Raw genomic sequence first — 23,848 nt, 5'->3', positions numbered from 1 at the left:
TTTGCCCGGGAATTTTTATCGCGCGTCCGTGATGGCGGAGGGCGCATCTGGCTCAGCCATCCCTCCGTAAAGCAGCCAGCGGCACCGAAATGGTCGCCGCGTCCTTTCGGAGAGACGCTGCCATGACCCGCACCACCCGCATGATGCTCGCTGCCGGCGCCGCCTTCCTTCTTTCGGCCGCCGGGGCCGAGGCCGCGACCCTGGTCGGCCTCACCGCCGACAACCATCTTCTCCGCATCGACAGCCAGAGCCGCCGCGCCATGACCCCGATCCGCGTCACCGGCATCGAGGGCCGGCTGCTTGGCATCGATGTGCGTCCGGCCGATATGAAGCTCTATGGCCTGACCGATGCCGGCCAGATCGTCACCATCGACGCGACGACCGGCCGCGCCACCCTGGTGAGCCGCCTGTCCGAGCGCTTCGAGAGCGGCGGCCGCGCCACGATCGACTTCAACCCGGTCGCCGACCGCCTGCGCGTCATGGGGATGAGCGGCGTCAATTTCCGCGTCAATGTGGAGACCGGCGCGGTGGTGAAGGACGGCACGCTGAAGTACCAGGCCGGCACGCCCTGGGCGGAGACGACCCCGCGTGTCGTCGCCGGCGCCTATACCAACAGCATGCCGGGTGCGACCGCGACCATGCTCTACACCGTCGACACGCTGAGCCGCAGCCTGAACCTCCAGGCCCCGCCGAATGACGGCGTGCAGCAGCCGCGTGGCGAGATAGCGGCCAACCTGCCGGTCGGCGTTGCCTTCGACATCATGCCCGAGGCAGGCGGCGGCAACATGGCGGTGCTGCTCGCAAGCAACACGCTGCACCATGTCGATCTCTCGAACGGCAAGGCGATGCCGGTCGGCGCCGTCAGCGGTTTGCCGCAGGCCGAGGTCATCGACATCGCGGTCATGCAGTAGGCCTCTGCGGGGCGGCGGGCAGCCGCCGCCCCGCATCCCATCAAAAGCCGACCTTGTCGCCGCCCTTCAGCGCCAGGATCTGCCGCGCCTCGGCGGGCGTGGCGATCTCGAGGCTCAACTCCTCGAGGATGCGGCGGATCTTCGCCACCTGCTCGGCATTGCTCTTCGCCTGCACGCCCTTGCCGAGCCACAGCGAGTCCTCGAGACCGACGCGCACATTGCCGCCCAGCATGCCGGCCATGGTGGTGAAGGGCATCTGGTTGCGCCCCGCCGCCAGCACGGACCAGACATAATCCTTGCCGAAGAGCCGGTCCGCCGTCTCCTTCATGAACAGCAGGTTGCGCGGCTCGGCGCCGACACCGCCGAGGATGCCGAAGATCGTCTGGGTGAAAAGCGGCGGCTCCACCACCTTGCGGTCGAGCATATGGGCCAGGTTGTAGAGATGGCCGACGTCGTAGCACTCGAACTCGAAGCGCGTGCCGTGGCCCTTGCCCAGCCGCTCCACGATCTGCTCGATATCCTTGAAGGTGTTGCGGAAGATGAAGTCGGTCGTGCCCTCGAGGTAGGGCCGCTCCCACTCGTATTTGAAATTCTTGATCCGGGCGGCACTGCCCGAGATGTTGAAGTTCATCGAGCCCATGTTGAGCGAGCACATCTCGGGCTTCGCCTGCAGCGGCGCGGCGAGACGCTCATCCACCGACATGCCGAGCCCGCCGCCGGTGGTGATGTTGATCACCGCATCGGTCGACTGCTTGATCACCGGCAGGAACTGCATGAAGACCTTCGGGTCCGGCGTCGGCCTGCCGTCATTCGGGTCCCGCGCATGGAGGTGGATGATGGCCGCGCCTGCCTCCGCAGCGGCGATCGACTGCTCGGCGATCTCCTGCGGGGTGATGGGCAGGTAGTCGGACATGCTGGGGGTGTGGATCGCCCCGGTGACGGCGACGCTGATGATGACCTTCGACATGCGGTCTCTCCTCCCGATGGATATGCCGGCACTATCGGCGGGACGCGGCACGGCGTGAAGGCTTCACGCCGTGCCCGGCGCGGGCCAGACTGCGCCGGATGGTCTGGCTCGATGCATGGCCCCGCGGGGCGGCGCTCGGATGGCTGCTGGGCGCGGCCTTCGCGGGCGGCCTGGCACGGGGCTTCTCGGGCTTCGGGGCGGCGCTGATCTTCGTCCCCCTCGCCTCGGCGGCACTCGGGCCACAAGGGGCGGCGCCGCTGATGCTGCTGGTCGAGGTCCTGGCGATCCTCCTGCTCACGCCGACCGCCTGGCGGCTGGCGGATCGGCCGCAGGTCGGGCTGCTGGCGCTCGGGGCGCTGGCCGGCACCCCGATCGGCGCCGCCCTGCTGGTCTATGCCGACCCGCTCGCCCTGCGATGGGGCATCGCCATCGGCATCCTCGGCCTGCTTGCCCTTCTCGTCTCCGGCTGGCGGTTCCAGGGTCGGCCGAGCCTTGCCGCGACGCTCGGCGTCGGGCTCGCCGGCGGGGTGCTGGGCGGGGTCGCCATGGTGAGCGGTCCGCCGGTGATGGCCTATCTGCTCGGCCAGCCCGGCCCGGCCTGGCGGGTGCGCGCCTCCTTCGGCCTGTTCCTCGCCGCCGGCGGCGTGCTCGTCGGCCTTGCCTATGCCGCGGCGGGGCTGCTGACGCCGGCGCTGGCGGCGCCCTTCCTGGTTGCAGCGCCGGTCTATGGGATCGGCATCTGGCTGGGGACACGGATGTTCGGCCTGGCCAGCGAGCGGAGCTTCCGCCTCGGCTGCTATGCCATGATCGGGCTGGCCGCCCTGCTCGGCTTGCCGCTCTGGGACCGGTTCTTGCGATAGGAGGCTGCGGGATGGACCAGTATTCGCCACGGGATTTCCATGCGCTGCGCTGGCACGAATCCGTGCCGCGCTTCGCCGCCGGGGCGGATACGCCCCGTGCCTGGCTGGAACGCTGCCTCGAGACCATTGCGGCGCGGGAGCCGGTGGTGCAGGCCTGGGCCACCCTCAACGAGGCAGGCGCCCGGGCGGCGGCGGATGCCAGCACCGCCCGCTGGCGCGAGGGGCGGCCGCTCTCGCCGATCGATGGCATGCCGATCGGCATCAAGGATCTGCTCGAGACGCGGGACATGCCGACCGAGATGGGCTGCGCCGGCTATCGCGGCCATTTTCCGAAGCGGGACAATGCCGCCGTCTGGGCGCTGCGCCAGGCGGGCGCGGTGGTGCTGGGCAAGACGGTCACCACCGAGCTCGGCGGCTCCCACCCCGGCCCGACCACCAACCCATTCGATCCGGCACGTACGCCGGGCGGCTCCTCCTCCGGCTCGGCCGCAGCGGTCGGGGCGCGGATGGTGCCGGCGGCGATCGGCACCCAGGTCGGCGGCTCCATCATCCGGCCGGCGGCCTATTGCGGCAATGTGGCGCTGAAGCCGAGCCAGGGCGGGATCAATCGCGGCGAGCGCCAGGCAACCAGCCAGAGCACCCATGGCCCGCATGCCGGCTGCATCGAGGATATGTGGCAGGTGGCGATCGAGATCGCCGCGCGCTGCGGTGGGGATCGCGGAACGCCCGGGCTGATGGGCCCCGCCGTGCCGCCCGCCGCCGCGAGGCCCGAGCGCCTGATCGTCATGGAAACGGAGGGGTGGGCAGCGCTGGACGCGGCAAGCCGGGCGGCCTTCGAGACCCTGCTGGAGCGGCTGCAGGCGGCTGGCGTCACCCTGCTGCGCCGGCGCGACCACCCCCTGATCGAGGCCTTCGAGGCGGGCATCGCCGAGGGACGCGCGATCTGCGGTGCCATCACCGGCTGGGAGAACCGCTGGGGCCAGCGCAACCTGCTCGACCAGGACCCGGAGGCCATCAGCCCCCGCGGCAAGGCAGTGCTGGCCCGGGCCGAAGCCATGACCCATAGCGACTACCAGGCAGCCCTGGCCCGCCGGGAAGAGGCCCAGGCGCGCTTCATCCGCATCGCGCCGCTGGCCGATGCGGTCATCGCCCTCGCCTGCCCCGGCCCGGCACCCGTCTGGTCGGGGGACCAGCCTGGCGAGCCGCTCGATCCACGACCGACCGGCGACTTCGTTTTCAATGCACCCTCCTCCATGCTCTTCGCCCCGGCCGTGACCATCCCGTTGCTGGCCGTGGGGGGAATGCCGGTGGGCGTGCAGGTGATGGGCCAGATTCACCAGGATGCGCGCGTCACCGGCCTCGCCCGCTGGATGCTGGAGAATATCGATCCGATTTCAGGCTGAACCCTTGCCGGGTTAATGTGTTTCGCTTCCGACAAGTCGGGAGCAGGAACGATGCGGTTTCACGGAATCATTCTGGCGGGGCTGGTCGTGGCCGGTAGCGCGGCCGCCCAGCAGGCACCCTCTCTGATCTATATGCAGCCACTTGCTCCGGCGGCGGTGACGCAGGTGCAGGAGCGGCTGCGGCAGGCAGGCCTCTATGCCGGCCGGCCGGACGGCGTCTGGGGCCCGGACAGCCAGGCGGCGCTGGAGCGCTTCCAGCAGAGCCGCGGCCTGCAGGTTTCCGGTCAGTTGAACCAGGCGACGGCGGCGACGCTCGGCCTCGGCCCGTCCGAGTTGCTGGCGGCCGGCCCAACCGCCGGCCCCGCACCCGGCACGCCAGCCGCCATGGCGACCGATCCGCTGAGCCCAGCCGCGGTGCGCAACATCCAGAACCGGCTACGGGCGATGAATTTCTATCGCGGCCCGGTGGATGGCGCCTGGGGAGCCGGCACGCAATCCGCCATCGAGCGCTTCCAGCAGGGCCGTGGGCTCCAGGCGACAGGACAGGTCAACCCGGCGACGGCGGCGGCGCTCGGCCTCGATCCCAACAACCTCGCCGCCCCTGTGCGGTAGGGGTTTCTTTGCCATCACCCGTTAGCCTGCCGGTCTCGCACGGCTCACGGGTGATGGCAGCCTCATGTCCAGATCGACCGCCGAGGTGAAGAACTGGATGACCATGTTCCGCTGGATCGTGAAGGTCATCCGCGATGACTACGGGATCGATGAGGCGAAGCTGACCCGGCATGCCAAGCTCGAAACCGAGCTGGGCCTCGGGCTGGAACAGGTCGAGGACGTGCTCCGGATCATCGACGAGAGTTTCGGCATCCGCTTCCCGGAGGGAACGCTGGACGAGGTCCTCCGGCTGGAGGAGCTCTGCATGCTGGCGAGCTGGCTGAAGGGCTTCTACAAGCAGCCCGACTTCATATCCGGGGGCTTCGCGGTGACATGTCGTGCCGCGAACCCGGGGATGCCATAGCCACTACGGCGCCGGGCGGATGCCCATGGCAATGGTGCGTTCGTCCATCCGAGGCTCGTGCCGCAGCCCGCGGCGATGGGCCCAGGTGTTGACGTACTGCACCAGCTGGATCATCGGCTCCTCCTCGGCATAGAGCGCCACCGCCTTGCGCCAGATCGCCTCCCGCTCCGCATCATCCATCGTCGCCGCGCCGCGCAGCAGCAGCGCGTCAAAGCGCGGATCGGAGTGACGCGTCATGTTCGAGGCGCCGGTCAGCCGCTGCCGGTCATAGGTTGAGACGATGGCCAGCAGGTAGTTCGACCCCTCTCCGGTCGAGCTGCCCCAGGCGCCGAGCTGCATGGCATGCTCCTGCCGAGACCGGCGCGGCACGAAGGCGGCGAAGGGCATGGCGTCCACCTGGGTGCGCACGCCGATGCGCGTCCACATCTGCGCCACGGCCTGGGCAAGGCGGCTGTCATTCGGCCAGCGGTCGTTCGGCGTGGCGAGTACCAGCCGGAAGCCCTCGGGGAAGCCGGCCTCGGCGAGGAGGCGGCGGGCGCCTTCCGGGTCGAAGGCGCGCGGCCGGATGTCGGGGTTGTAGCCGAAAGCGCCGCGCGGCAGCCATTGGGCGGTAGCCTCGGCCGCGCCCTCCATCACGCGCTCCACCAGGGCCTCGCGGTTGATCGCCATGGACAGGGCGCGGCGGATGCGGGCGTCGTGGAAGGGATTGGCCGGCAAGGGGGTGCCGGCATTGTCCGTCACCAGCGGCGTCGCGCCGGTGCGGGAATAGTCGGGCGAGAGGAAAGCGGTGCGGGTGCTGGGGCTCTCCGTCACGACGAGCTTCGGGTCGCGGCGCAGCCGGGCGAGGTCGCTGGTCGGAATCTGCTCGATCAGATCCACATCGCCCGAGAGCAAGGCCGCGGTACGGGCACCATCATTCAACAGGAAGCGGATGGTGACCCGCGCCCAGGGCTCCCGCTCGCCCCAATAGGCGTCATGCCGCACCAGCTCCACCCGGTCGCCGGACCGATAAGCCGAGAGCCGGTAGGGCCCGGTGCCGATGGAGGCGCGGCCGCTGTTGTAGTCCTCGGTCTGGGCGCCTTCGGCCGCGTGCCGCGCGATGATGCTGACCGAGGCAAGATCCAGCGGCAGCAGCGGATGGGGCTGGTGGGTATGAATGTGGATGGTATGGGCGTCCACCACCTCGACGCGGGCGATGGCCCGCAGGAAGCCACCGAAGCCGCCCGGGCTGTTCGGCACATCCGGCACTCGGGCGAAGGTGAAGACCACGTCATCGGCTGTGAAAGGCCGGCCGTCATGCCAGGTGACACCACGCCGTAGCTTGAACGCCCAGACCGTATCGCTGATCGCCTGATAGCTCTCGGCCAAAGACGCATAGGGCTGCGCCTGCCCATCCCGGTCCACCAGCCGGTCGAAGATCTGCATCCCGAGCGCGTTGTTCGGCCCGAGATTGTGGTAGTGGGGGTCGATGGTGGTGACCACGGCCGCATTGCCGATGGTCAGGCTCTGGGCGGCGGCGTCCTGCATCCAGAGGAGGCAGGCCGCCAGCGTAAGCAGTCTTCGCATGGAACGCTCCCGGGCTTTTGCCCGGGAGCCTACAGCATCAGGTCTCCCGTTCGACCATCATCTGCTTGATCTTGCCGATCGCCGCGGCCGGGTTCAGCCCCTTCGGGCAGGTCCGGGCGCAGTTCATGATGGTGTGGCAGCGATAGAGCCGGAACGGGTCCTGCAGGTTGTCCAGCCGCTCGCCCGTCGCCTCGTCGCGGCTATCCGCAATCCAGCGATAGGCCTGCAGCAGCACCGCCGGGCCGAGATACCGGTCGCCGTTCCACCAGTAGGAGGGGCAGGCGGTCGAGCAGCAGAAGCAGAGGATGCATTCCCACAGCCCGTCGAGCTTCGCCCGCTCGTCCTTGCTCTGCAGGCGCTCGCCATCCGGCGGCGGCGGGGTCTCGGACTTCAGCCAGGGCTCGACGCTGCGAAGCTGGGCGTAGAGCTGGGAGAGGTCCGGCACCAGGTCCTTCACCACCGGCAGATGCGGCAGCGGGTAGATCTTCACCTCGCCCGAGACATTGTCGTCGATCGGCTTGAGGCAGGCGAGGGTGTTCAACCCGTCGATATTCATCGAGCAGGAACCACAGATGCCCTCGCGGCAGGACCGCCGGAAGGTCAGCGTGGTGTCCACCTCGTTCTTGATCTTGATCAGCGCGTCGAGGACCATCGGCCCGCACTTCTCGAGATCGATCTCATAGGTGTCGGTACGCGGGTTCTCGCCGCTATCCGGGTCCCAGCGGTAGATCTTGAAGGCCTTGACGTTCTTCGCCCCAGCCTCAGCCTTGTGGGTCTTGCCGGGCTGGATCGTCGAATTCTTCGGCAGCGTGAAAGTAGCCATTGGGGGTGCGGTCCTTTAGTACACGCGCGCCTTGGGGGGGAAGACCTGGACCTCGTTGGTCAAGGTCCGCATCTTCACATCGCGGTAGTCGAGCTTGACCTCGCCATTCTCGCCGACCCAGGCCAGGGTGTGTTTCATCCAGTTGGCGTCGTCGCGCTCGGGATAGTCCTCCTGCGCATGGGCGCCGCGGCTCTCCTTGCGGGCATCGGCGCTGACGACGGTGGTGACGGCATTGCCGATCAGGTTGTCGAGCTCCAGCGCCTCCACGAGGTCGCTGTTCCAGATCAGGCTGCGGTCCGCGACGCGGATATCCGCGTAGGCGGCCTGGACCTTCTTCATCTTCTCGACGCCCTCGGCCAGCAGCTCCGAGGTGCGGAAGACGGCGGCATGGGTCTGCATCGTCTTCTGCATGTTGCCGCGCAGCTCGGCGACGGGGGTGCTGCCCTTCGCGTTGCGGACGCGGTCGAAGCGGTCGAGCGCCTTCTCGCCGGCGCGGGACGGCAGCGCCGGCTGGGAGGCACCCGGCTTGATCGTCTCCGCCGCCCGGTGCGCCGCGGCGCGGCCGAAGACGACAAGGTCGAGCAGCGAGTTGGTGCCGAGCCGGTTGGCGCCATGGACCGAGACGCAGGCCGCCTCGCCCACCGCCATCAGGCCGGGGACGGTGCGATCCTGGTCCTGTGCGGTCGGGTTCAGCACCTCGGTGTGGATGTTGGTCGGGATGCCGCCCATGTTGTAGTGGACGGTGGGCAGCATCGGGATCGGCTCCTTCGTCACGTCCACGCCGGCGAAGATCTTCGCCGTCTCGGAGATGCCGGGCAGCCGCTCATGCAGCAGGTCGGCGCCGAGATGCTCGAGATGCAGGTGGATGTGGTCCTTCTGCGGCCCGACGCCGCGGCCCTCGCGGATCTCCATCGACATGGCACGGGAGACGACGTCGCGCGAGGCGAGGTCCTTCGCCGTCGGCGCATAGCGCTCCATGAAGCGCTCGCCCTCGGAGTTGGTCAGGTAGCCGCCCTCGCCGCGCGCGCCCTCGGTGACGAGGCAGCCGGAGCCGTAGATGCCGGTCGGGTGGAACTGGACAAATTCCTGATCCTGCAGCGGCAGGCCGGCCCGCAGCGCCATGGCATTGCCGTCGCCGGTGCAGGTATGGGCGGAGGTGCAGGAGAAATAGGCCCGGCCATAGCCGCCCGTTGCCAGCACCGTGGTCTGGGCGCGGAAGCGATGGATCGAGCCGTCCTCGAGGCACCAGGCCGTGACGCCGCGGCAGGCACCCTCATCGTCCATGATGAGGTCAAGGGCGATGTACTCGACAAAGAATTCGCAGTTATGCTTCAGCGACTGCTGATAGAGGGTGTGCAGGATGGCATGGCCCGTCCGGTCGGCCGCGGCACAGGCGCGCATGGCCGGGGTCTTGCCGTAATTCTGCATGTGGCCGCCGAAGGGCCGCTGGTAGATCTTGCCGTCCTCGGTGCGGGAGAACGGCACGCCGTAATGCTCCAGCTCGATGATGGCGGGGATCGCCTCGCGGCACATGTATTCGATGGCATCCTGGTCGCCGAGCCAGTCCGACCCCTTCACGGTGTCGTACATGTGCCAGCGCCAGTCATCCTCGCCCATATTGCCGAGCGCGGCGCCGACGCCGCCCTGGGCCGCGACGGTGTGGCTGCGGGTCGGGAAGACCTTGGTAATGCAGGCGGTCTTCAAGCCCGCCGCGCCCATGCCGAAGGTGGCGCGCAGCCCGGCACCGCCGGCGCCGACCACCACCACGTCATAGGTGTGGTCGACGATCCGGTAGGAGCCACGGGACGGCATCGTGATAGCGTTCATCGCATCGATCCATTCATCTCAGGGGGCCGGCCTCAGACCGCGATCCGCAGGACCGCGAGCGCCGAAGCCAGCGCCAGCAGGACACAGATGGCCTTGACTGCCAGAATGCCACCCATCTTCACCCATTCCTGGTTGGCATAATCTTCGATGATCACCTGCACGCCGGCGGCGGTGTGGTGGAAGCTGAGGCCGATGGTGGCCAGCAGCAGCACCGCGTTCCAGGGCCGGCCGATCCAGGCCACCGTCTCGACATAGGAGGCACCGGCGAGCGTCGCCGCGGACAGGGCGAACCAGATCGTCAGCGGCAGCAGCGCGATCGAGGTGACGCGCTGCATCCACCAGTGATGCGTGCCGCCCTTGGCGGAGCCGAGGCCGCGCACGCGGCCGAGCGGCGAGCGCATTGTGGTGTTGTTGGCATATTCATTAGCCATGGCGATGCGTCCCTCAGCCCCAGGCGATGATGGCGATGACCCAGGTCAGCACGGTGGCCACGGCCGTGCCGATCAGCACCCAGCGCCCGGTGCGGTAGGTGTCCTGGATCTGGTAGCCGTAGCCGGCATCCCAGGCGAGATGGCGCACCCCGTTCAGCGTGTGGAACCAGGCGGCCGCCGTCAGGCCGAACAGGCCGAGCATGCCGAGGAAGGAGGACATGAACCACTGTACGTCGGCGAAGGCCTCGGGGCCAGCCGCGGCGGCCACCAGCCACCAGACCATCAGCAGAAGGCCGACCGACCAGGCCGCGCCGGTGATGCGGCTGCTGATCGACAGGGCGCTCGTCATCTGCAGCATGTCATAGACCTGCAGGTGCGGCGAGAGCGGCCGTTTCACGGGCGAGCCATCTGATCGGCGACCGTTCATGGTCGCGTCGCGCGAGTCCTGCATGATGGGCATCTGGTCATCCACTCCGGGGGTGCGCGTGCCACTTCGGCCACGGCGCGCATCGATTAGGGGCTATTATTGTGCTCTGCGGCAAAGCGTCAATTCCACGAGACGAAGACGGAAGGATCACCACCTCGGCCTATAGGAATGTTATCCTGTTCCCATGGCCGATTCCCAACCCCCCGACCCCGCCCGTCGCCCGCTCAGCCAGCGGCTGCAGCCCCTCGTCGAGGCTCTGTACAAGCTGATCCTCGCCAGCTCGGCGATGCTCGCGATCTGGAAGGCGCTGCACTGACCGAGCGCTGTGCGGCCTGCCGGGGTTCCCTTCTTGGTCAACTGGTGGCTTTCAATCCCGCGACTCCGGCGAGGATGAGGACAAGGCAGAGGATGCGACCGGCGCTTGCCGGCTCACCCTCCATCGCCATGCCCCAAAGCGCGGTGCCTGCTGCGCCGATGCCGACCCAGACGGCATAGACCGTCCCCATCGGCAGCAGCTGCAGGGCCCGCGACATGCAGTAGAAGCTCACCGCCATGGCGGCGACGGTTGCCAGGCTCGGCAGCAGGCGCGTGAAACCCTCGGTGTATTTCAACAACACCGCCCAGAGGATTTCGAGGCCGCCGGCGATCGTCAGCCAGATCCATGCCATCAATCAGCTACCCCATCCTGGCCAGCCGCTGCGCCGGCCGCAATTGCCACCCGATCGCGGCCAGCAGGACGAGCGAGAGCAGCAGGAAGCCAACCGCCCCCAGCATCGGCGCCGCGGGCGAGCCTGTCCTGTCCCTGAGCCATCCCGCGAGCGGCGGCAACAGCGCCAGGCCGCCATAGAACATCATGTAGTGGATGCCGACACCGAAGGCCCGGCTCTCGGCCGAGAGCACGCGGCCGAGCAGCGCCATGATGAGGCTGGCCGGTGGCCCTGCCAGCAGGCCGAAGCCGATCAGCGCCAATGCCGACGGCGCCCCCGCCAGCAGGGCCAGCAGGGCAGCCGCCATCGCCGCCATGCAAAGGCCGCAGGCGAGCAGCGGCCGGCCCAGCCGCTCCGCCAGCGCCCCGCCGAGCGGCAGCAGCGGCAAGATCGCCCAGCCGACCAGCGAGGCCACCGCACCGGCCGATGCGGCGCTCTCCCCCGCCGCGACCAGGAATGCAGGCAGGAAGCCGAGCACCACGGCATAGGCAGCGTTGTAGGTCGCCCAGAGGGCGCCGACCGTCAGCAGCGGCAGCCACTCCCCCGGCAGCAGCCGCCCGGCCCGTGGGGCGCTTGCCGCAGCCGGCCTCTCGGCCGGCACGCCCCAGGCAATGGCGAGCAGCCCGGCCGCGCAGAGCAACGCCGCTGCCAGCAGGCCCATCCGCCACGCCTCGCCGAAAAGCGGCAGCAGCAGGAGAGCCAGGGCGATGCCGATCGGCCAAGCCGAGAGCATCACCCCCATGGCCGGCGCCAGGCTGCGGCCGGCGAAGCGGTCGAGCACCAGCTTGGCGCAGGCGATGGTCAGTAGCGCCGAGCCGCCGCCCGAAACCAGGCGCCCCGCCATGGCCGACCAGAAGCCTGGCGCCGCCGCCATCGCCAGCCCGCCGAGTGTCATCAGCAGCAGCCCGAGGCGAAGAATTCGGCCGTCGCCGAAACGCGAAAGCAGCCATCCAGCCGGCAGGGCCAACACGACGCCGGCCAGGGAATAGGCGCCGATCAGGCTGCCGAGGCCGGTGTAGTCGGGCACCAGCGGCCCCACCAGCAGCGGGCCAAGTGCCCCGACCGCCTGGAATTGCAGCCCCATCGAGATGCGGGCAAAGCCGAGCAGCAGCAGCTCGGTCCATCGGTTGAGCCGCGCCATCAGGCGGCCGGCTGCGGCTCGGCGGGGCCGAATTGGGTGCGCACCAGCCGGGCATAGAGGCCGCCAGCGGCCATCAGCCTGGCGTGGCTGCCCTGTTCCACGGCCCGGCCCGCCTCCATCACCACGATGAGGTCGGCATCCCGCACCGTCGCCAGCCGGTGGGCGATGACGAGGGTCGTCCGCCCCTGGCGCAGCCGGGCCAGGGCGGCGGAGACGAAGGCTTCATTCTCCGCATCGAGGGCGCTGGTCGCTTCATCGAGCAGCAATACACGCGGGTCGCGCAGCAGGGCGCGGGCCAGCGCCACGCGCTGCTTCTGCCCGCCCGAGAGCCGCCCTCCGCCCGGGCCGAGGGGTGTCGCATAGCCCTGGGGCAGGCCAGCGATGAAGTCATGCGCCGCCGCCGCACGGGCAGCCTCCTCCACCTCGGCCGAGGTCACGCCCGGCCGGCCGCACGCGATGTTGGCGAAGGCCGTATCGTCGAAGATCACCGCATCCTGGCCCACATAGGCGATGGCATCGCGCAGCGAGGCGAGCGTCACCGCCCGCACATCCGCGCCATCGATCCGCACCGCGCCGGCGCTCGCGTCATGCAGGCGGGGCACCAGGGCGAGGGCGGTGGACTTGCCTGCCCCCGAGGGCCCGACCAGCGCCACCGTCTGCCCCGGCTCCGCGGTGAAGCTGAGCCCCTCCAGCGCCGGCTCGGCCGTGCCGGCGTAATGGAAGCCGACATCGGCGAATTCGATGCGCCCCTGGCCCGCCGGCAGTGGCTGCGCCTCCGGCGCCTCCACCACCAGCCGCGGCCGATCCATCACGGCGAAGACGCGGGAGAGGCCGGCCAGCCCTTCCTGCAGGGCAGCATTCAGCGAACCGAGGGCACGCACGGGGCGGGAGGCAATCAGCAGCGCGGCGACGAAGCCGGTGAACTCGCCGACGGTCCCCTCCCCCTGCGCCACCCGCCAGCCGACGAAGGCCAGCACGGCGGCGACGGCGATGCCGCCCAGCGCCTCCAGCATCGGGTCGAGGCTGGCCCGGATGCGGGCGATGCCGAGCAGGGATGCTCGCAACTCGGCGAAGGTCCGGGCCGCCCGCCCCTCCTCCTGCGCCTCCAGCCTGTAGGCACGGACCACGCGGGCGGCGCCGAAGCTCTCGGTGAGCTGCGCCGCCGTCTCGCCCATCCGCTCCTGCATGCCGCCCGAAGCGCGGCGGATGCGCTTGCCGAGGCGGAGGATCGGCACCACCGCGATCGGATACATCACCGCGGCGATCAGCGACATCTGCCAGTCCAGCCAGACCATGGAGGCGACGAGGCCGATGACGGTGAGCACATCCGCCCCGCCATTGATCGATTTCGTCAGCGCCTCGCGGATCGCCGCCGCATCCACGGTGAAGCGGCTGGCATGGCGTGCGGGCGCATCGGCGGTGACGGCGGCCAGGTCGGCCCGGGTCAGCGCCCGGAACAGGTCATTCTGAACCCCCTCGATCACCCGCAGCACCACCGCCTGCACCGAGACGGCCTGGCCGAATTGCGCCAGTGCCTTCAGGCAGGTCACGGCGATGATCACGGGCGGGATCATCCAGGCGATCGTGGTGTCGCCAGAGGAAAAGCGGTCGAAACCCTGCTGGATCACGATCGGGTAGAGCGCCGTCAGGCCCGCCAGCAGCAGGGTGCAGAGGATGGCGAGCAGGATGCCTCGCCGGTGGTGGCCCAGGTAGTCGCGCCCCAGTCGGGCGATAAGGGCGCGGGAAGACGGGTCGATGGCCATGCCGGGGGGTTTAACCTCTGGTCGCCCCGGCGGCCAACTCCCGCAGCCGGAGGAGGCAGGTCTCGCGGTCGGCGACGCAGCCGCCCTCCAGCCACCAGGCGCGGAGCGCGGCCAGCAGCCGCCCCACAACCGGGCCCGGCGGGAGCCCGGCCGCCAGCGCATCGCGGCCTTGCAGGGGGAAGACCGGCTGCGGCAGCGCCTCGATCCGGCGACGCAGCTCGGCCCAGCCCTCGCCATCCTGCGCGGCCTCGGCCAGCCAGGCGCGGCCCAGCACCGCGGCCTGGCTGCCGGTCGCCAGCAGGCGGCGCAACGCCGCATCGTCATCGCCGGGCACGGGCCGAGGCGGGCCAAGCAGGGCTTCGAGCGTGGCGCGTTCCTCGCCGGACAGGCGCAGCCGGCGGGCTACCCCATCCACCGCCTCCCGAGCCAGCAGCGCGGCGATCCGGAGCAGCGGCTCGACCGGCGCGCCGATCTCCACCAGCCGCCCGAGCAGGCGAGGCTCGGCCGCCTCGGGCAGCACGGCGCCGAGCACGCCCGTCTCCGCCATCAGCGCCAGCGCCTCCCGCGGGTCAGGGGCCTGCAGCAGCCGCTTGATCTCCATCCAGACCCGCTCGGCCGAAAGCCGCGCAAGCCCCGGCACCGCCGCCCGGATCGCCGCCACCGCCGCCGGATCCGGCGCGCCACGGCCGTAGCGGGCCTGGAAGCGGAAGAAGCGCAGGGCCCGGAGGTAGTCCTCGCGCAGCCGCGTCGCCGGGTCGCCGACGAAGCGGACGCGGCCGGCCGCCAGATCCTGGCGCCCGCCGAAATAGTCCCAGAGGTCGCCCGCGGCGGAGAGCGACATGGCGTTGATGGTGAAGTCGCGCCGGGCCGCATCCTCCCGCCAGTCGGTCGTCCATTCGACCTCCGCATGGCGGCCATCGGTCGTCAGGTCGCGGCGGAGGCTGGTCACCTCCACCGGCTCCCGCTCCAGCACGGCAGTCACCGTGCCATGGGCCAGGCCGGTCTCGAAGACCTTGAGCCCGGCCTCGCGCAGCCGCGCGGCGATCGCCTCGGGCGGCAGCGGCGCCGCCACGTCGACGTCATGCACGGGCCGCCCGGCCAAGGCATCGCGCACCGCCCCGCCGACCGCCCTCGCGCCCGGCAGGGCGGCCAGCACCGCGGCCGGCGCACCGCGTCCCAGCAAGGCGGGCGGCGGGATGCGCTGCATGGGGGGGTCGCTCATCGCCGCGGCTCGGACCGATGCGGGATGACCTGGCCACCCGGCCCGAGCTGGGCCGGGACATAGACGCTGTCCGGCGCGATGCTCACCGAGAACCCATACCAGATGGCGCCACCGAGGCCGCAGAGAATGCCGGCCGCCAGCAGCCAGACCACCCGCGCCGGCACCGGCCGGCCGGGATTGAGCCGGCGCCAGAGCAGGAAGCCAGCGAAGGGCGTGACGAACAGAAGCAGCTCGATAAGTAAGGCCAAGGATTATCCGCGCAGGACCCGGGCGAGGTTGACCAGGATGGCCGCCGTCGCCCCCCAGATATAATGCCGCTCATGCGGCCAGACCCAGAATTCCCGCATACGCCCCCTGAACTCCGCCCGGCGCCGCTCCGGCGCCTCTGGGTCCAGCACGACGGAAAGCGGGAGCTCGAAGGCCTCCTCCACCTCGCCGGGCTCCGGTGTCAGGTTGAGCGGCGGCGGCACCAGGCCAACGATCGGGGTGATACGGAAACCGGTGCCCGTTGCATGGGGTGGCAGCCGCCCGAGCAATTCGGGCAGGCGGGGATCGAGCCCGACCTCCTCCGCCGCCTCTCGCACCGCCGCGGCCTCCGGCGTCTCGCCGGCTTCGATCCGGCCGCCCGGGAAGCTCACCTGCCCGGCATGGGAGGACATCTTCGCCGCCCGCAGCGTCAGCAGCACGCCGGGCCGCGGATGGAGGACGATCGGCACCAGCACCGCGGCGCCGATCATCCGGGCGGGACTCAACCCTTCGGAGTCATCGGAGGCGGTAGCGCCGGCCCTGGCTAGCGCCGCCGGATCAGCCATGCGCGCCGCGATCTCGGCGGCGGTCATCGACGCCTGGTCACTCCGCCGCCGCCTCCAGCGAACGGACCTCGTCGATCGGGAAGAAGACGCCTTCCGACCAGACACCCAGCATCTCGCGGCCATCGACCATCTCGGTCTGGCCGAGCGCGACCAGCTCATAGAAGACGGCACGGTTGATTTTGGCCTCGAGGCCGGGGCGGATCGTCACATAGGGGCGCGGCTCCCGCGTGCGGGGGCAGAGATGCACCCGGATCGGGTGCTCGGCATTGGCGGTGACGATCTCGTCGAGATTGGTGCGGAAGCTGAGGCATTGCCGCGGGCTGCCATCGCCGCAGTCGCAATCCTTCCAGCACATCTCGACGGCGACGAAGGGGGCGTCCTCGACCTCGATGCGGCCGCGCTCCACCGGCGTCTCCAGCCAGTAGCTGCCATCGGCCTCGCGCCGAAGCACGCTGGCGAAGAGGCAGACCAGCTCCTTCCGGTTGATGGGACTGCCCTGATAGTACCAGGTTCCGTTGCGGTCGATCCGCATCTGGAAGTTCTGAGGCTGCGGGCGCGGTCGCGCCAGCTTGCCTGCTTTCCCTGCCGGGACCTGCGTCGCGGCCCGGCCGATCACTCCGTCCTGCACGCCGCCCTCCCCATTCACCGCTTTGTCCATGCCCTGCGAGGCCATAGGCTACTGCCGCTCCCTGTCCCGTGACGCCATCTGTCCCCGGGGCGCCTCGCTTTCGAAGCGCTGGGGGTCATATAGGGATCGAGCCCGGGATGGTTGAAGTGGCGGATACAGGATTGAGTAACCATTCGGCAGATGCCGCAACATTGGTCGCCGATGTCGAGGCGCTCGGTGATCGCCTCCGCCAGGTCCGCGACTCCATCGGCCGCGTCATTTTTGGTCAGCAGGCCGTGGTGGACCACACGCTCATCACCCTGCTCTCCGGCGGGCATGCGCTGCTGGTCGGCCTGCCCGGCCTTGGCAAGACCAAGCTGGTCGAGACGCTGGGGGCGGTGCTCGGGCTGGATGCCAAGCGGGTGCAGTTCACGCCCGACCTGATGCCGGCGGACATCATCGGCTCAGAGGTGCTGGAGGAGGGCGAGGCGGGCCGGCGGGCCTTTCGCTTCCTGCCCGGTCCGGTCTTCTGCCAGCTGCTGATGGCCGACGAGATCAACCGCGCCAGCCCGCGCACCCAGTCCGCCCTGTTGCAGGCGATGCAGGAGCAGCGGGTGGCCGTCGCCGGCGTGGCGCATCCCCTGCCCGCTCCCTTCCATGTGTTGGCGACCCAGAACCCGATCGAGCAGGAAGGCACCTATCCGCTGCCCGAGGCCCAGCTCGACCGCTTCCTGCTCGAGGTCGAGATCGGCTATCCGGATGAGGCCGCCGAGCGCGCCATGCTACTGGCGACGACCGGCGCCCGCGAGGCGAAGCCTGTCCAGGCCCTCAGCGCCGGCGAGCTGATGGCCGCCCAGGCGCTGATCCGCCGCATCCCGGTCGGCGAGAGCGTGCTGGATGCCATCCTCACCCTGGTCCGCGGCGCCCGGCCGGAGGGATCGCCCATCGAGGCCGTCCGCCGCCAGCTCGCCTGGGGCCCGGGCCCGCGCGCTGCCCAGGCGCTGATGCTGGCGACCCGGGCGCGGGCGGTGCTGGATGGCCGCCTCGCCCCCTCGGTCGAGGATGTGCTGGCGCTGGCCGAGCCGGTGCTGCGCCACCGCATGGCCCTGACCTTCTCCGCCCGCGCCGATGGCGTGCAGCTGGCCGATGTGATCACCACGCTGAAGGACCGCATCGCCTGAACGCGCCGCGAACCCATCGGGCGGGGACCCTGCGGGCGGAGGCGCTCGGCGCCCGCCTGCCACCCCTGGTGGTCGCGGCCGACCGGGTGGCGGCGACCGTCATGCAGGGCGTCCATGGCCGGCGGCGCAGCGGCCAGGGCGATGCCTTCTGGCAGTTCCGTCCCTTCCTGCCTGGTGACTCGGCCACCCGCATCGACTGGCGGCAAAGCGCCAAATCCGACCGCCTCTTCATCCGCGAGACGGAGTGGGAGGCGGCTCAGACGGTTGCCCTCTGGAGCGATGCCTCCCGCTCCATGGAATGGCGATCCTCGCCAGGGCACGCCTCGAAGCGCGAGCGGGCGGATCTGCTGCTGGCGGCCCTTGCCTCCCTCGTGCTGCGCGGCGGCGAGCGGGTGCGGCTGATCGGCGGCGGCGGGCGTAGCCATAGCGGGCGGGCGGGGTTGACCTCGGTGGTCGAGACCGTCTCCGCCATCGGCAAGTCCCGCTCCCTGCCCCCCGTTGATCCCAGCCTGCCGCGCCATGCCCGTGCGGTGCTGATCGGCGATTTCCTGACCCCGCTGGAGGAGATCCATGCCGCGGTGGCGGCGCTCGCCGCCCATCCGGTGCGCGGCCATATCCTGCAGGTGCTCGACCCGGAGGAGGAAACGCTGGGCGAGGGCAACCGCCTCTATAGCGGCCGCGTCCTGTTCGAATGGCGAGGCGATGGCTCGGTACTGGTGCCACGGGTGGAGACGGTGCGCGGCCTCTATGCCGAGCGGCTGCGGCAGCACCGCGCCGGCCTGGCGGCCATTGCCGCCGCGGCGGGCTGGACCTTCATCACCCATCGGACCGACCAGCCCCCGGCACAGGCTTTGCTGGCGCTGTGGCAAGCCCTCGCGCCAGACTGAATAGCGACCACATAGGTGGAGTGATGAATTCGAGGGTCGAGCTTGGGCGCCTCCCCGTGAGACCCGGATGTTGAGTCTGGGTCCGATCGCTTTCGCTGCGCCCTGGCTGCTGCTGGCCCTGCCGGCGCTGCCGGTGCTGTGGTGGCTGCTGCGGGTGACGCCGCCGGCACCGCGCCGCATCGCCTTCCCCGCGCTCCGCCTGCTGCGGAACCTGCCGGTCGCCGAGGAGACGCCCTCCCGCACCCCATGGTGGCTGCTGCTGCTGCGTATCCTCGCGGCCGCCCTGCTGATCCTCGGCCTGGCACGGCCGGTGCTCGGCCCGGGTATCGGCACCGCCGGCGAGGGCACGCTGCTGCTGGTGGTGGATGACGGCTGGGCCTCGGCGGAGGATTGGCCGGCCCGCATGGCGGCTGCCGGCGGGGCGCTGGACCGCGCCGGCCGCGAGGGCCGCCGGGCCGCCCTGCTCGCCACCGCCCCGGCCGAAACTGCCGATCCGCCGCGCGTGCTCGGCCCGATGCCGGCCGAGGATCTCCGCAGCCGCCTCGCCGCGCTGCGCCCGAAACCCTGGGCACCGGACCATGCGGCGGCACTGGCAGCCTTCCAGGCCTGGCGCGCGGCCAATGCCGGCCCAGTCACGAGCCTCCTGGTGAGCGATGGCGTGGAGCATGCCACGGCCACCATTGCTCCGTTGCAGGAAGCCCTGGCCGCCGCCGGGGTGCTCACTGTGGCGCGGGCCGAGGCGCGGCCGGTGCGGCTGCTTCCCCCTCCCGTGGCGGAAGCCGACCGCCTCCGCCTCAAGCTCCAGCAACTGCCGCTGCCGGTGGCGAGCGAGGCGGTGGTCCTCGCCCGCACCGGCGACGGCCGCGCGCTTGGCCGGGCCGTGGTGCCGGTCGCGGCCGGCGCGACCGAGGGCGAGGCCGCGCTCGAGCTGCCGGTCGAGATCCGCAACCAGGTGGTGCGGCTCGAGATCGAGAACACCGCCGGCCCCGGCGCCGTCACGCTGCTCGACGAGCGGTTCCGCCGCCGCCCGGTCGGCCTGCTGCCGGCGGTCGAGGACAGCGCCGATGCACCGCTCATAGGCGACCTCTTCTATCTCGACCGCGCGCTCGCTCCCTATGCGGAGCTGAGGCGCGGCTCGCTCGAGCGGTTGCTGTCCCGTCCCATCGCCGTGCTGGCGCTGGCGGACCGGCCCGTCGCCGATGGGCCGGAGCGCGAGGCGCTGACCCGCTGGGTGGAGGGCGGCGGCACGCTGATCCGCTTCGCCGGCCCCCGCCTCGCCGACCATCCCGATACCCTGCTGCCGGTGCCGCTGCGGGCGGAGCGCCAGCTCGGCGGCTCCCTCTCCTGGGAGCAGCCGCAGCATCTCGCGCCCTTCCCGGAAGGCTCGCCCTTCGCTGGCCTCTCCATACCGGGCGAGGTCATGGTCGAGCGGCAGGTGCTGGCCGAACCCTCGCCCCGCCTGACGGAGCGGAGCTGGGCGCGGCTGACCGACGGCACGCCGCTGGTGACGGCCGAGGCGCGCGGCGCCGGGCGCATCGTGCTGTTCCATGTCACCGCCAATGCGGAGTGGTCGAACCTGCCGCTCTCCGGCCTATTCGTGCAGATGCTGCGGCGCATCGTGGCCCTCTCGGCCGGCATCAGCGGCAGCGAGGGCGAGGTGCCTCTGGCGCCGATCGAGACGCTGGACGGCTTCGGCCGGCTCGGCCCGGCGCCACCCGCCGCCGCGGCCATCCCGGCCACGCAGATCGAGGCGACCACGCCCTCGCCCCGCCATCCACCGGGCTGGTACGGCACGCCGGGCAGCGACCCGTCGGCGGTGGCCTACCGCCGGGCGCTCAATCTCGGCGGCTCCATCCCGCCGCTCCGTGCGGCGCCGCCACCGCCGCCCGGCGCCGGGCAGCTCGGCATCGGCGGCGTGCCGGCGGAGCGGGATCTCGGCCCCTGGCTGCTGGCGGCGGCGCTGCTGCTGCTGGCAGCCGACCTGCTGGTTGGCCTTCGCCTGCGGGGGTTGCTGCGGCCGGGCTTCGCCCTGCTGGCGCTGCTGCTGGTGGCGCATCCCGCTGCGGCGCAGGAGGCCGACCCGGCGCCGGCGCTCGCCACCCGGCTCGCCTATGTCGTCACCGGCGATGCGGCACTCGACGATGTGCAGCGGATGGGCCTCGTCGGCCTCTCCGACTTCATCAACCGGCGCTCCGCCGCGGCGCTGGCCGATCCGGCGGCGGTGGTGCCGGGGAGCGATGACCTCTCCCTCTTCCCACTGCTCTACTGGGTGGTGACAGCCGAGGCGCCCACGCCCGATGCCGCGGCCATCGCCGCGCTCAATGCCTTCATGCGCAATGGCGGCATCATCCTCTTCGACACGCGGGACGAGGGCTCGGGCGAGGGCTTCACCCCCGGGGCGCGGGCCGCGCTGCGCCGGGTGACGCGCGACCTTGCGATCCCGCCCCTTGCCCCGATCGGCGAGGACCATGTGCTGAAGCGCTCCTTCTACCTGGTGCCGGACCTGCCCGGACGCTTCGCCGGCGGCCAGGTCTGGGTGGCGCGGGATCAGGATCGGGCGAATGACAGCGTCTCGCCCGTCATCATCGGCGGGCATGACTGGGCCAGCGCCTGGGCGATCGATGGCCGCGGGCAGAACCCCTTCGCCACCATCCCCGGCGGCACGCGGCAGCGGACGCTGGCCTATCGCTTCGGGATGAACCTCGTGATGTACGCGCTGACCGGCAACTACAAGGGCGACCAGGTGCATGTGCCGGCCATCCTGGAAAGGCTCGGCAACTGATGCAGCAGGCCCTCTCGGGCATCGACTTCGCCCCCGTCCTGCCGCTCTGGCTGATCGCCGCGCTCGCCGTGCTGGCGGTGCTGGCGCTGGTGCCGGCCGTGCTGCGCCGGGCGCGCGGCGCCGCGCTCCGGGCGCTGACCTTCGCCCTGCTGCTGCTGGCGCTGGCCAATCCGCGGCTCGTCGAGGAAACGCGGGAGACGCGGCCCGACATCGCCCTTCTGGTGGTGGACCGCAGCGACAGCGCCCGCATCGGCAGCCGCGCGCCGCAGATCGAGGCCGCCCGCGCCGGCATCGAGGCCCGCGCCGGCAAGCTGCCCGATCTCGAGCTGCGTACCGTGGAGGTGCCGGAAGGCGGCAACCAGGGCACCCGCCTCCTCACCGCCACCGAGCGGGCCCTGGCCGATATCCCGCGCGCGCGCCTCGCCGGCATCATCGCCCTCACCGATGGGCAGGTGCATGACGTGCCCGCCACGGCGCCCACCGAGGCACCCTTCCATGCGCTGCTGCCCGGCCGTCCCGGCGAGACGGACCGGCGCCTCCGCGTCGTCGAGGCGCCGGGCTTCGGCATCGTCGGCCGGGAGGTCGAGCTGCGGGTCGCCGTCGAGGATCTCGGCGTGCCGAATGCGGCGGGTGCGGCGCGCCTCTCCATCCGGCGCGATGGGGCGCCGCCGCGCGTCGAGAGCGTTCCGGTCGGGCGCGAGCACCGCATCGCCATCCCCATCGAGCGCGGCGGCCCGACCGTCGTCGAGCTGGCCGCCGAGGCGCGGCCGGGCGAGGTCTCGGAGCTCAACAACCGCGCCGTCGTCACCATCACCGGCGTGCGCGACCGGCTGCGCGTGCTGCTCGTCTCGGGCGAGCCCCATGCCGGCGAGCGCACCTGGCGGCGCCTGCTGAAGGCCGACCCGGGCGTCGACCTCGTGCATTTCACCATCCTCCGCCCGCCGGAGAAGGACGACCTGACGCCGCTGAACGAGCTGGCGCTGATCGCCTTCCCGGTGCGGGAGCTGTTCCAGGTGAAGCTCCGCGAGTTCGACCTCGTCGTCTTCGACCGCTTCGCCAATCGCGGCATCCTGCCGCCGGCCTATCTCCGCAACATCGCCGATTATGTCCGGGGCGGCGGCGCCCTGCTGATGTCGGTCGGCCCGGAATTCGGCGGCCCGACGAGCCTCGCCAATACCCCGCTCGGCGCCGTGCTGCCGGCGCGGCCGGCCGCGGGGCCGGGACAGTCGGCCGTGGCGGAGGGCGCCTTCCGGCCGAGCGTGACCGCCCTCGGTGCCCGGCACCCCGTCACCGAGGGCCTCAGCGGTGCCAATCCGGATGAGCGGCAGGCGGCACGCTGGGGCCGCTGGTACCGCAGCCTGCGCGTTGACCAGCGCGGCGGCGCGGCGGTGATGGATGCGGCCGATGGCGCGCCGCTGCTGCTGCTCGACCGCGTCGGCGAGGGGCGGGTTGCCCTGCTGCTCTCCGACCATATCTGGCTCTGGTCGCGTGGCCATGACGGCGGCGGGCCGCAGGCGGAACTCCTGCGCCGCGCCGCGCATTGGCTGATGCGCGAGCCGGAGCTGGAGGAGGAAGACCTGACCGCACGCATCGAAGCTGGCCAGCTCAGCATCCAGCGCCGCAGCGTCGAGGCGGGACCACCGCCGGAGGTGACGATCACCGCTCCCGATGGCAGCACCCAGCGCCGCCGCCTTGAGGCGGGACAGGGTGGCCATGCCGCGGCCCGGCTGCCGGCCGAGCAGCCCGGGGTCTGGCAGGTCTCGGATGGCAGGCGCACCGCCTTCGCCGCCGCGGCGGCCGCCAACCCGCCAGAGGTGGCCGATCTGCGCGCCGATCCCGGCCGCCTGTCGCCGCTCCTGGCCGCGACCGGCGGCGCGGCGCGCTGGCTCGGAGTGGCGGCGGAGCCGGCGCTGCCGGAGTTGCGCCGCGTCGGGCCAGGGCGGGATGCGCGCGGCGGCGATCCGCAGACCGGCTGGATCGGCCTTCGCCGCAACGGCGACCATACCGTGACCGGCATCGCCGCCATGCCGCTGATGCCGCCCTGGCTGGCCCTGCCCCTGGTGCTCGGCCTTGCCGTCTTCGCCTGGCGGCGGGAGGGACGATGATGCGCCGCCTACTGCCCCTGCTCCTGCTCGCCGGCTGCGCCACCGGCCCGAGCCTCGAGACCCGCCTCGCCGCCACCATCGGCCAGAGCGAGTTGCAGGTCGTCGAGGCCTTCGGCGTCCCCAACCGCACCTATGACACCGGCGGCCTCCGCTTCCTGCAATATGAGGAGCGGCGCCAGGTGCTGCACCAGCTCGACCCCTATTGGGGCTGGGGCTATCCCTATGGCCGCTTCGCCCCCTACTCGCTGGCCGGGCCGGTGCTGATGACGCGGTCCTGCGACATCACCTTCACCCTGAAGGAGGGCCGCGTGCAGGCCTTCACCACGCGCGGGGACGATTGCCGGTAGGGCAGGCGCGAGCCAGCCACCCCGACGGGCGCAAGACCCTGGAGCGGAGCCACGGGATTGGGTA

Annotated in this window: 24 protein-coding genes; 11 read left to right on the top strand and 13 right to left on the bottom strand. The window is 71.2% G+C overall.

Translation table 11 applies throughout. The features are described from left to right. Positions 1–122: 122 nt before the first annotated feature. Positions 123–911, top strand: coding sequence for a DUF4394 domain-containing protein (locus BLR02_RS01570; protein WP_176849324.1), 789 nt, complete (start codon positions 123–125; stop codon positions 909–911). A 40-nt stretch (positions 912–951) separates the two neighbouring features. Here the strand turns inward: BLR02_RS01570 and BLR02_RS01565 are convergent, their stop codons facing one another. Then, complete coding sequence (locus BLR02_RS01565) at positions 952–1,878, bottom strand: BKACE family enzyme (RefSeq protein WP_090560629.1); 927 nt, start codon at positions 1,876–1,878, stop codon at positions 952–954. Positions 1,879–1,976: 98 nt separating this feature from the next. On the opposite strand from BLR02_RS01565, the gene BLR02_RS01560 reads away from it, so the two are divergent. The 4 genes from BLR02_RS01560 to BLR02_RS01545 all read left to right on the top strand — a co-directional run bounded on the left by BLR02_RS01560 (position 1,977) and on the right by BLR02_RS01545 (position 5,156). After that, positions 1,977–2,738 (top strand): sulfite exporter TauE/SafE family protein, encoded by a 762-nt coding sequence (locus tag BLR02_RS01560; protein WP_090659809.1) that lies wholly within the window; start codon positions 1,977–1,979, stop codon positions 2,736–2,738. An 11-nt stretch (positions 2,739–2,749) separates the two neighbouring features. After that, complete coding sequence (locus tag BLR02_RS01555; protein ID WP_090659806.1) at positions 2,750–4,141, top strand: amidase; 1,392 nt, start codon at positions 2,750–2,752, stop codon at positions 4,139–4,141. Positions 4,142–4,192: 51 nt separating this feature from the next. After that, positions 4,193–4,753 (top strand): peptidoglycan-binding domain-containing protein, encoded by a 561-nt coding sequence (locus BLR02_RS01550; protein WP_176849323.1) that lies wholly within the window; start codon positions 4,193–4,195, stop codon positions 4,751–4,753. A 64-nt stretch (positions 4,754–4,817) separates the two neighbouring features. Further along, positions 4,818–5,156: an acyl carrier protein gene (locus BLR02_RS01545; protein WP_090659798.1), complete on the top strand. Its 339-nt coding sequence runs from the start codon at positions 4,818–4,820 to the stop codon at positions 5,154–5,156. 3 nt (positions 5,157–5,159) lie between these two features. On the opposite strand, the gene BLR02_RS01540 is transcribed toward BLR02_RS01545, so the two are convergent. From BLR02_RS01540 to sdhC, 5 genes are read right to left on the bottom strand one after another with little or no spacing between them, the layout of a single operon-like run. Beyond that, positions 5,160–6,722, bottom strand: a complete 1,563-nt coding sequence (locus BLR02_RS01540; RefSeq protein ID WP_176849322.1) for an ABC transporter substrate-binding protein — start codon at positions 6,720–6,722, stop codon at positions 5,160–5,162. Positions 6,723–6,759: 37 nt separating this feature from the next. After that, a complete protein-coding gene (locus BLR02_RS01535; RefSeq protein ID WP_090560624.1) occupies positions 6,760–7,545 on the bottom strand; it encodes a succinate dehydrogenase iron-sulfur subunit in 786 nt (261 codons plus the stop codon). Between the two features lie 15 nt (positions 7,546–7,560). Continuing rightward, the gene (gene sdhA, locus BLR02_RS01530) at positions 7,561–9,372 is read right to left on the bottom strand and encodes a succinate dehydrogenase flavoprotein subunit (RefSeq protein WP_090659796.1); all 1,812 of its coding nucleotides are present in this window, start codon (positions 9,370–9,372) and stop codon (positions 7,561–7,563) included. A 32-nt stretch (positions 9,373–9,404) separates the two neighbouring features. Further along, positions 9,405–9,803, bottom strand: coding sequence for a succinate dehydrogenase, hydrophobic membrane anchor protein (gene sdhD / locus BLR02_RS01525; RefSeq protein ID WP_090560622.1), 399 nt, complete (start codon positions 9,801–9,803; stop codon positions 9,405–9,407). A 13-nt stretch (positions 9,804–9,816) separates the two neighbouring features. Next, positions 9,817–10,263, bottom strand: coding sequence for a succinate dehydrogenase, cytochrome b556 subunit (sdhC, locus tag BLR02_RS01520; RefSeq protein WP_090560621.1), 447 nt, complete (start codon positions 10,261–10,263; stop codon positions 9,817–9,819). Positions 10,264–10,414: 151 nt separating this feature from the next. Between sdhC and BLR02_RS30780 the strand changes: the two genes are divergently transcribed. Next, positions 10,415–10,546, top strand: coding sequence for a hypothetical protein (locus tag BLR02_RS30780; RefSeq protein ID WP_256336727.1), 132 nt, complete (start codon positions 10,415–10,417; stop codon positions 10,544–10,546). Positions 10,547–10,583: 37 nt separating this feature from the next. Here the strand turns inward: BLR02_RS30780 and BLR02_RS01515 are convergent, their stop codons facing one another. From BLR02_RS01515 to BLR02_RS01485, 7 genes are read right to left on the bottom strand one after another with little or no spacing between them, the layout of a single operon-like run. Next, on the bottom strand, positions 10,584–10,898 hold the full coding sequence (locus BLR02_RS01515; protein WP_090560620.1) for a DMT family transporter: 315 nt from the start codon (positions 10,896–10,898) through the stop codon (positions 10,584–10,586). Between the two features lie 7 nt (positions 10,899–10,905). Beyond that, positions 10,906–12,078, bottom strand: coding sequence for an MFS transporter (locus BLR02_RS01510; protein ID WP_090659794.1), 1,173 nt, complete (start codon positions 12,076–12,078; stop codon positions 10,906–10,908). Further along, on the bottom strand, positions 12,078–13,841 hold the full coding sequence (locus tag BLR02_RS01505) for an ABC transporter ATP-binding protein (protein ID WP_090659791.1): 1,764 nt from the start codon (positions 13,839–13,841) through the stop codon (positions 12,078–12,080). Before BLR02_RS01505 ends, BLR02_RS01510 begins: the two co-directional genes overlap by 1 nt. Positions 13,842–13,851: 10 nt before the next feature. Continuing rightward, complete coding sequence (locus tag BLR02_RS01500; RefSeq protein ID WP_176849321.1) at positions 13,852–15,063, bottom strand: CCA tRNA nucleotidyltransferase; 1,212 nt, start codon at positions 15,061–15,063, stop codon at positions 13,852–13,854. Beyond that, the gene (locus BLR02_RS01495; RefSeq protein ID WP_090659785.1) at positions 15,060–15,311 is read right to left on the bottom strand and encodes a hypothetical protein; all 252 of its coding nucleotides are present in this window, start codon (positions 15,309–15,311) and stop codon (positions 15,060–15,062) included. The genes BLR02_RS01500 and BLR02_RS01495 overlap by 4 nt, the downstream gene beginning before the upstream one ends. A gap of 3 nt (positions 15,312–15,314) precedes the next feature. Next, entirely contained in the window at positions 15,315–15,902 is a 588-nt protein-coding gene (locus BLR02_RS01490; protein ID WP_090560615.1) for a CoA pyrophosphatase, read from the bottom strand. 10 nt (positions 15,903–15,912) lie between these two features. Further along, positions 15,913–16,533 (bottom strand): DUF1285 domain-containing protein, encoded by a 621-nt coding sequence (locus tag BLR02_RS01485; protein ID WP_342670549.1) that lies wholly within the window; start codon positions 16,531–16,533, stop codon positions 15,913–15,915. A 107-nt stretch (positions 16,534–16,640) separates the two neighbouring features. Here BLR02_RS01485 and BLR02_RS01480 point away from each other — a divergent pair, with 107 nt between their 5' ends. The 5 genes from BLR02_RS01480 (at position 16,641) to BLR02_RS01460 (ending at position 23,784) form a co-directional block, all read left to right on the top strand. Continuing rightward, entirely contained in the window at positions 16,641–17,663 is a 1,023-nt protein-coding gene (locus tag BLR02_RS01480) for an AAA family ATPase (RefSeq protein ID WP_090659782.1), read from the top strand. Between the two features lie 68 nt (positions 17,664–17,731). Next, entirely contained in the window at positions 17,732–18,550 is an 819-nt protein-coding gene (locus tag BLR02_RS01475; protein ID WP_342670548.1) for a DUF58 domain-containing protein, read from the top strand. A 67-nt stretch (positions 18,551–18,617) separates the two neighbouring features. Further along, the gene (locus BLR02_RS01470) at positions 18,618–21,332 is read left to right on the top strand and encodes a DUF4159 domain-containing protein (protein ID WP_176849320.1); all 2,715 of its coding nucleotides are present in this window, start codon (positions 18,618–18,620) and stop codon (positions 21,330–21,332) included. After that, positions 21,332–23,437 (top strand): hypothetical protein, encoded by a 2,106-nt coding sequence (locus BLR02_RS01465; RefSeq protein WP_090659779.1) that lies wholly within the window; start codon positions 21,332–21,334, stop codon positions 23,435–23,437. The genes BLR02_RS01470 and BLR02_RS01465 overlap by 1 nt, the downstream gene beginning before the upstream one ends. After that, the gene (locus BLR02_RS01460) at positions 23,434–23,784 is read left to right on the top strand and encodes a hypothetical protein (protein WP_143018011.1); all 351 of its coding nucleotides are present in this window, start codon (positions 23,434–23,436) and stop codon (positions 23,782–23,784) included. Before BLR02_RS01465 ends, BLR02_RS01460 begins: the two co-directional genes overlap by 4 nt. The last annotated feature ends 64 nt before the right edge of the window (positions 23,785–23,848 follow it).

The sequence above is a fragment of the Belnapia rosea genome (genome assembly GCF_900101615.1).
Lineage (GTDB): Bacteria > Pseudomonadota > Alphaproteobacteria > Acetobacterales > Acetobacteraceae > Belnapia > Belnapia rosea.
This window is presented reverse-complemented; position numbering and strand designations above follow the sequence as displayed.

Excerpts from the sequence above, each read along its gene's own strand:
- BLR02_RS01565 (WP_090560629.1), bottom strand. The coding sequence starts at position 1,878 with ATGTCGAAGGTCATCATCAGCGTCGCCGTCACCGGGGCGATCCACACC.
- sdhC (WP_090560621.1), bottom strand. The coding sequence starts at position 10,263 with ATGCCCATCATGCAGGACTCGCGCGACGCGACCATGAACGGTCGCCGA.
- BLR02_RS01540 (WP_176849322.1), bottom strand. The coding sequence starts at position 6,722 with ATGCGAAGACTGCTTACGCTGGCGGCCTGCCTCCTCTGGATGCAGGAC.
- BLR02_RS01510 (WP_090659794.1), bottom strand. The coding sequence starts at position 12,078 with ATGGCGCGGCTCAACCGATGGACCGAGCTGCTGCTGCTCGGCTTTGCC.
- BLR02_RS30780 (WP_256336727.1), top strand. The coding sequence starts at position 10,415 with ATGGCCGATTCCCAACCCCCCGACCCCGCCCGTCGCCCGCTCAGCCAG.
- BLR02_RS01570 (WP_176849324.1), top strand. The coding sequence starts at position 123 with ATGACCCGCACCACCCGCATGATGCTCGCTGCCGGCGCCGCCTTCCTT.
- BLR02_RS01490 (WP_090560615.1), bottom strand. The coding sequence starts at position 15,902 with ATGACCGCCGCCGAGATCGCGGCGCGCATGGCTGATCCGGCGGCGCTA.
- sdhD (WP_090560622.1), bottom strand. The coding sequence starts at position 9,803 with ATGGCTAATGAATATGCCAACAACACCACAATGCGCTCGCCGCTCGGC.
- BLR02_RS01505 (WP_090659791.1), bottom strand. The coding sequence starts at position 13,841 with ATGGCCATCGACCCGTCTTCCCGCGCCCTTATCGCCCGACTGGGGCGC.
- BLR02_RS01485 (WP_342670549.1), bottom strand. The coding sequence starts at position 16,533 with ATGGACAAAGCGGTGAATGGGGAGGGCGGCGTGCAGGACGGAGTGATC.
- BLR02_RS01465 (WP_090659779.1), top strand. The coding sequence starts at position 21,332 with ATGCAGCAGGCCCTCTCGGGCATCGACTTCGCCCCCGTCCTGCCGCTC.
- BLR02_RS01560 (WP_090659809.1), top strand. The coding sequence starts at position 1,977 with ATGGTCTGGCTCGATGCATGGCCCCGCGGGGCGGCGCTCGGATGGCTG.
- BLR02_RS01555 (WP_090659806.1), top strand. The coding sequence starts at position 2,750 with ATGGACCAGTATTCGCCACGGGATTTCCATGCGCTGCGCTGGCACGAA.
- BLR02_RS01535 (WP_090560624.1), bottom strand. The coding sequence starts at position 7,545 with ATGGCTACTTTCACGCTGCCGAAGAATTCGACGATCCAGCCCGGCAAG.
- BLR02_RS01470 (WP_176849320.1), top strand. The coding sequence starts at position 18,618 with ATGTTGAGTCTGGGTCCGATCGCTTTCGCTGCGCCCTGGCTGCTGCTG.
- BLR02_RS01545 (WP_090659798.1), top strand. The coding sequence starts at position 4,818 with ATGTCCAGATCGACCGCCGAGGTGAAGAACTGGATGACCATGTTCCGC.
- BLR02_RS01515 (WP_090560620.1), bottom strand. The coding sequence starts at position 10,898 with ATGGCATGGATCTGGCTGACGATCGCCGGCGGCCTCGAAATCCTCTGG.
- BLR02_RS01460 (WP_143018011.1), top strand. The coding sequence starts at position 23,434 with ATGATGCGCCGCCTACTGCCCCTGCTCCTGCTCGCCGGCTGCGCCACC.
- BLR02_RS01500 (WP_176849321.1), bottom strand. The coding sequence starts at position 15,063 with ATGAGCGACCCCCCCATGCAGCGCATCCCGCCGCCCGCCTTGCTGGGA.
- BLR02_RS01550 (WP_176849323.1), top strand. The coding sequence starts at position 4,193 with ATGCGGTTTCACGGAATCATTCTGGCGGGGCTGGTCGTGGCCGGTAGC.
- BLR02_RS01480 (WP_090659782.1), top strand. The coding sequence starts at position 16,641 with ATGGTTGAAGTGGCGGATACAGGATTGAGTAACCATTCGGCAGATGCC.
- sdhA (WP_090659796.1), bottom strand. The coding sequence starts at position 9,372 with ATGAACGCTATCACGATGCCGTCCCGTGGCTCCTACCGGATCGTCGAC.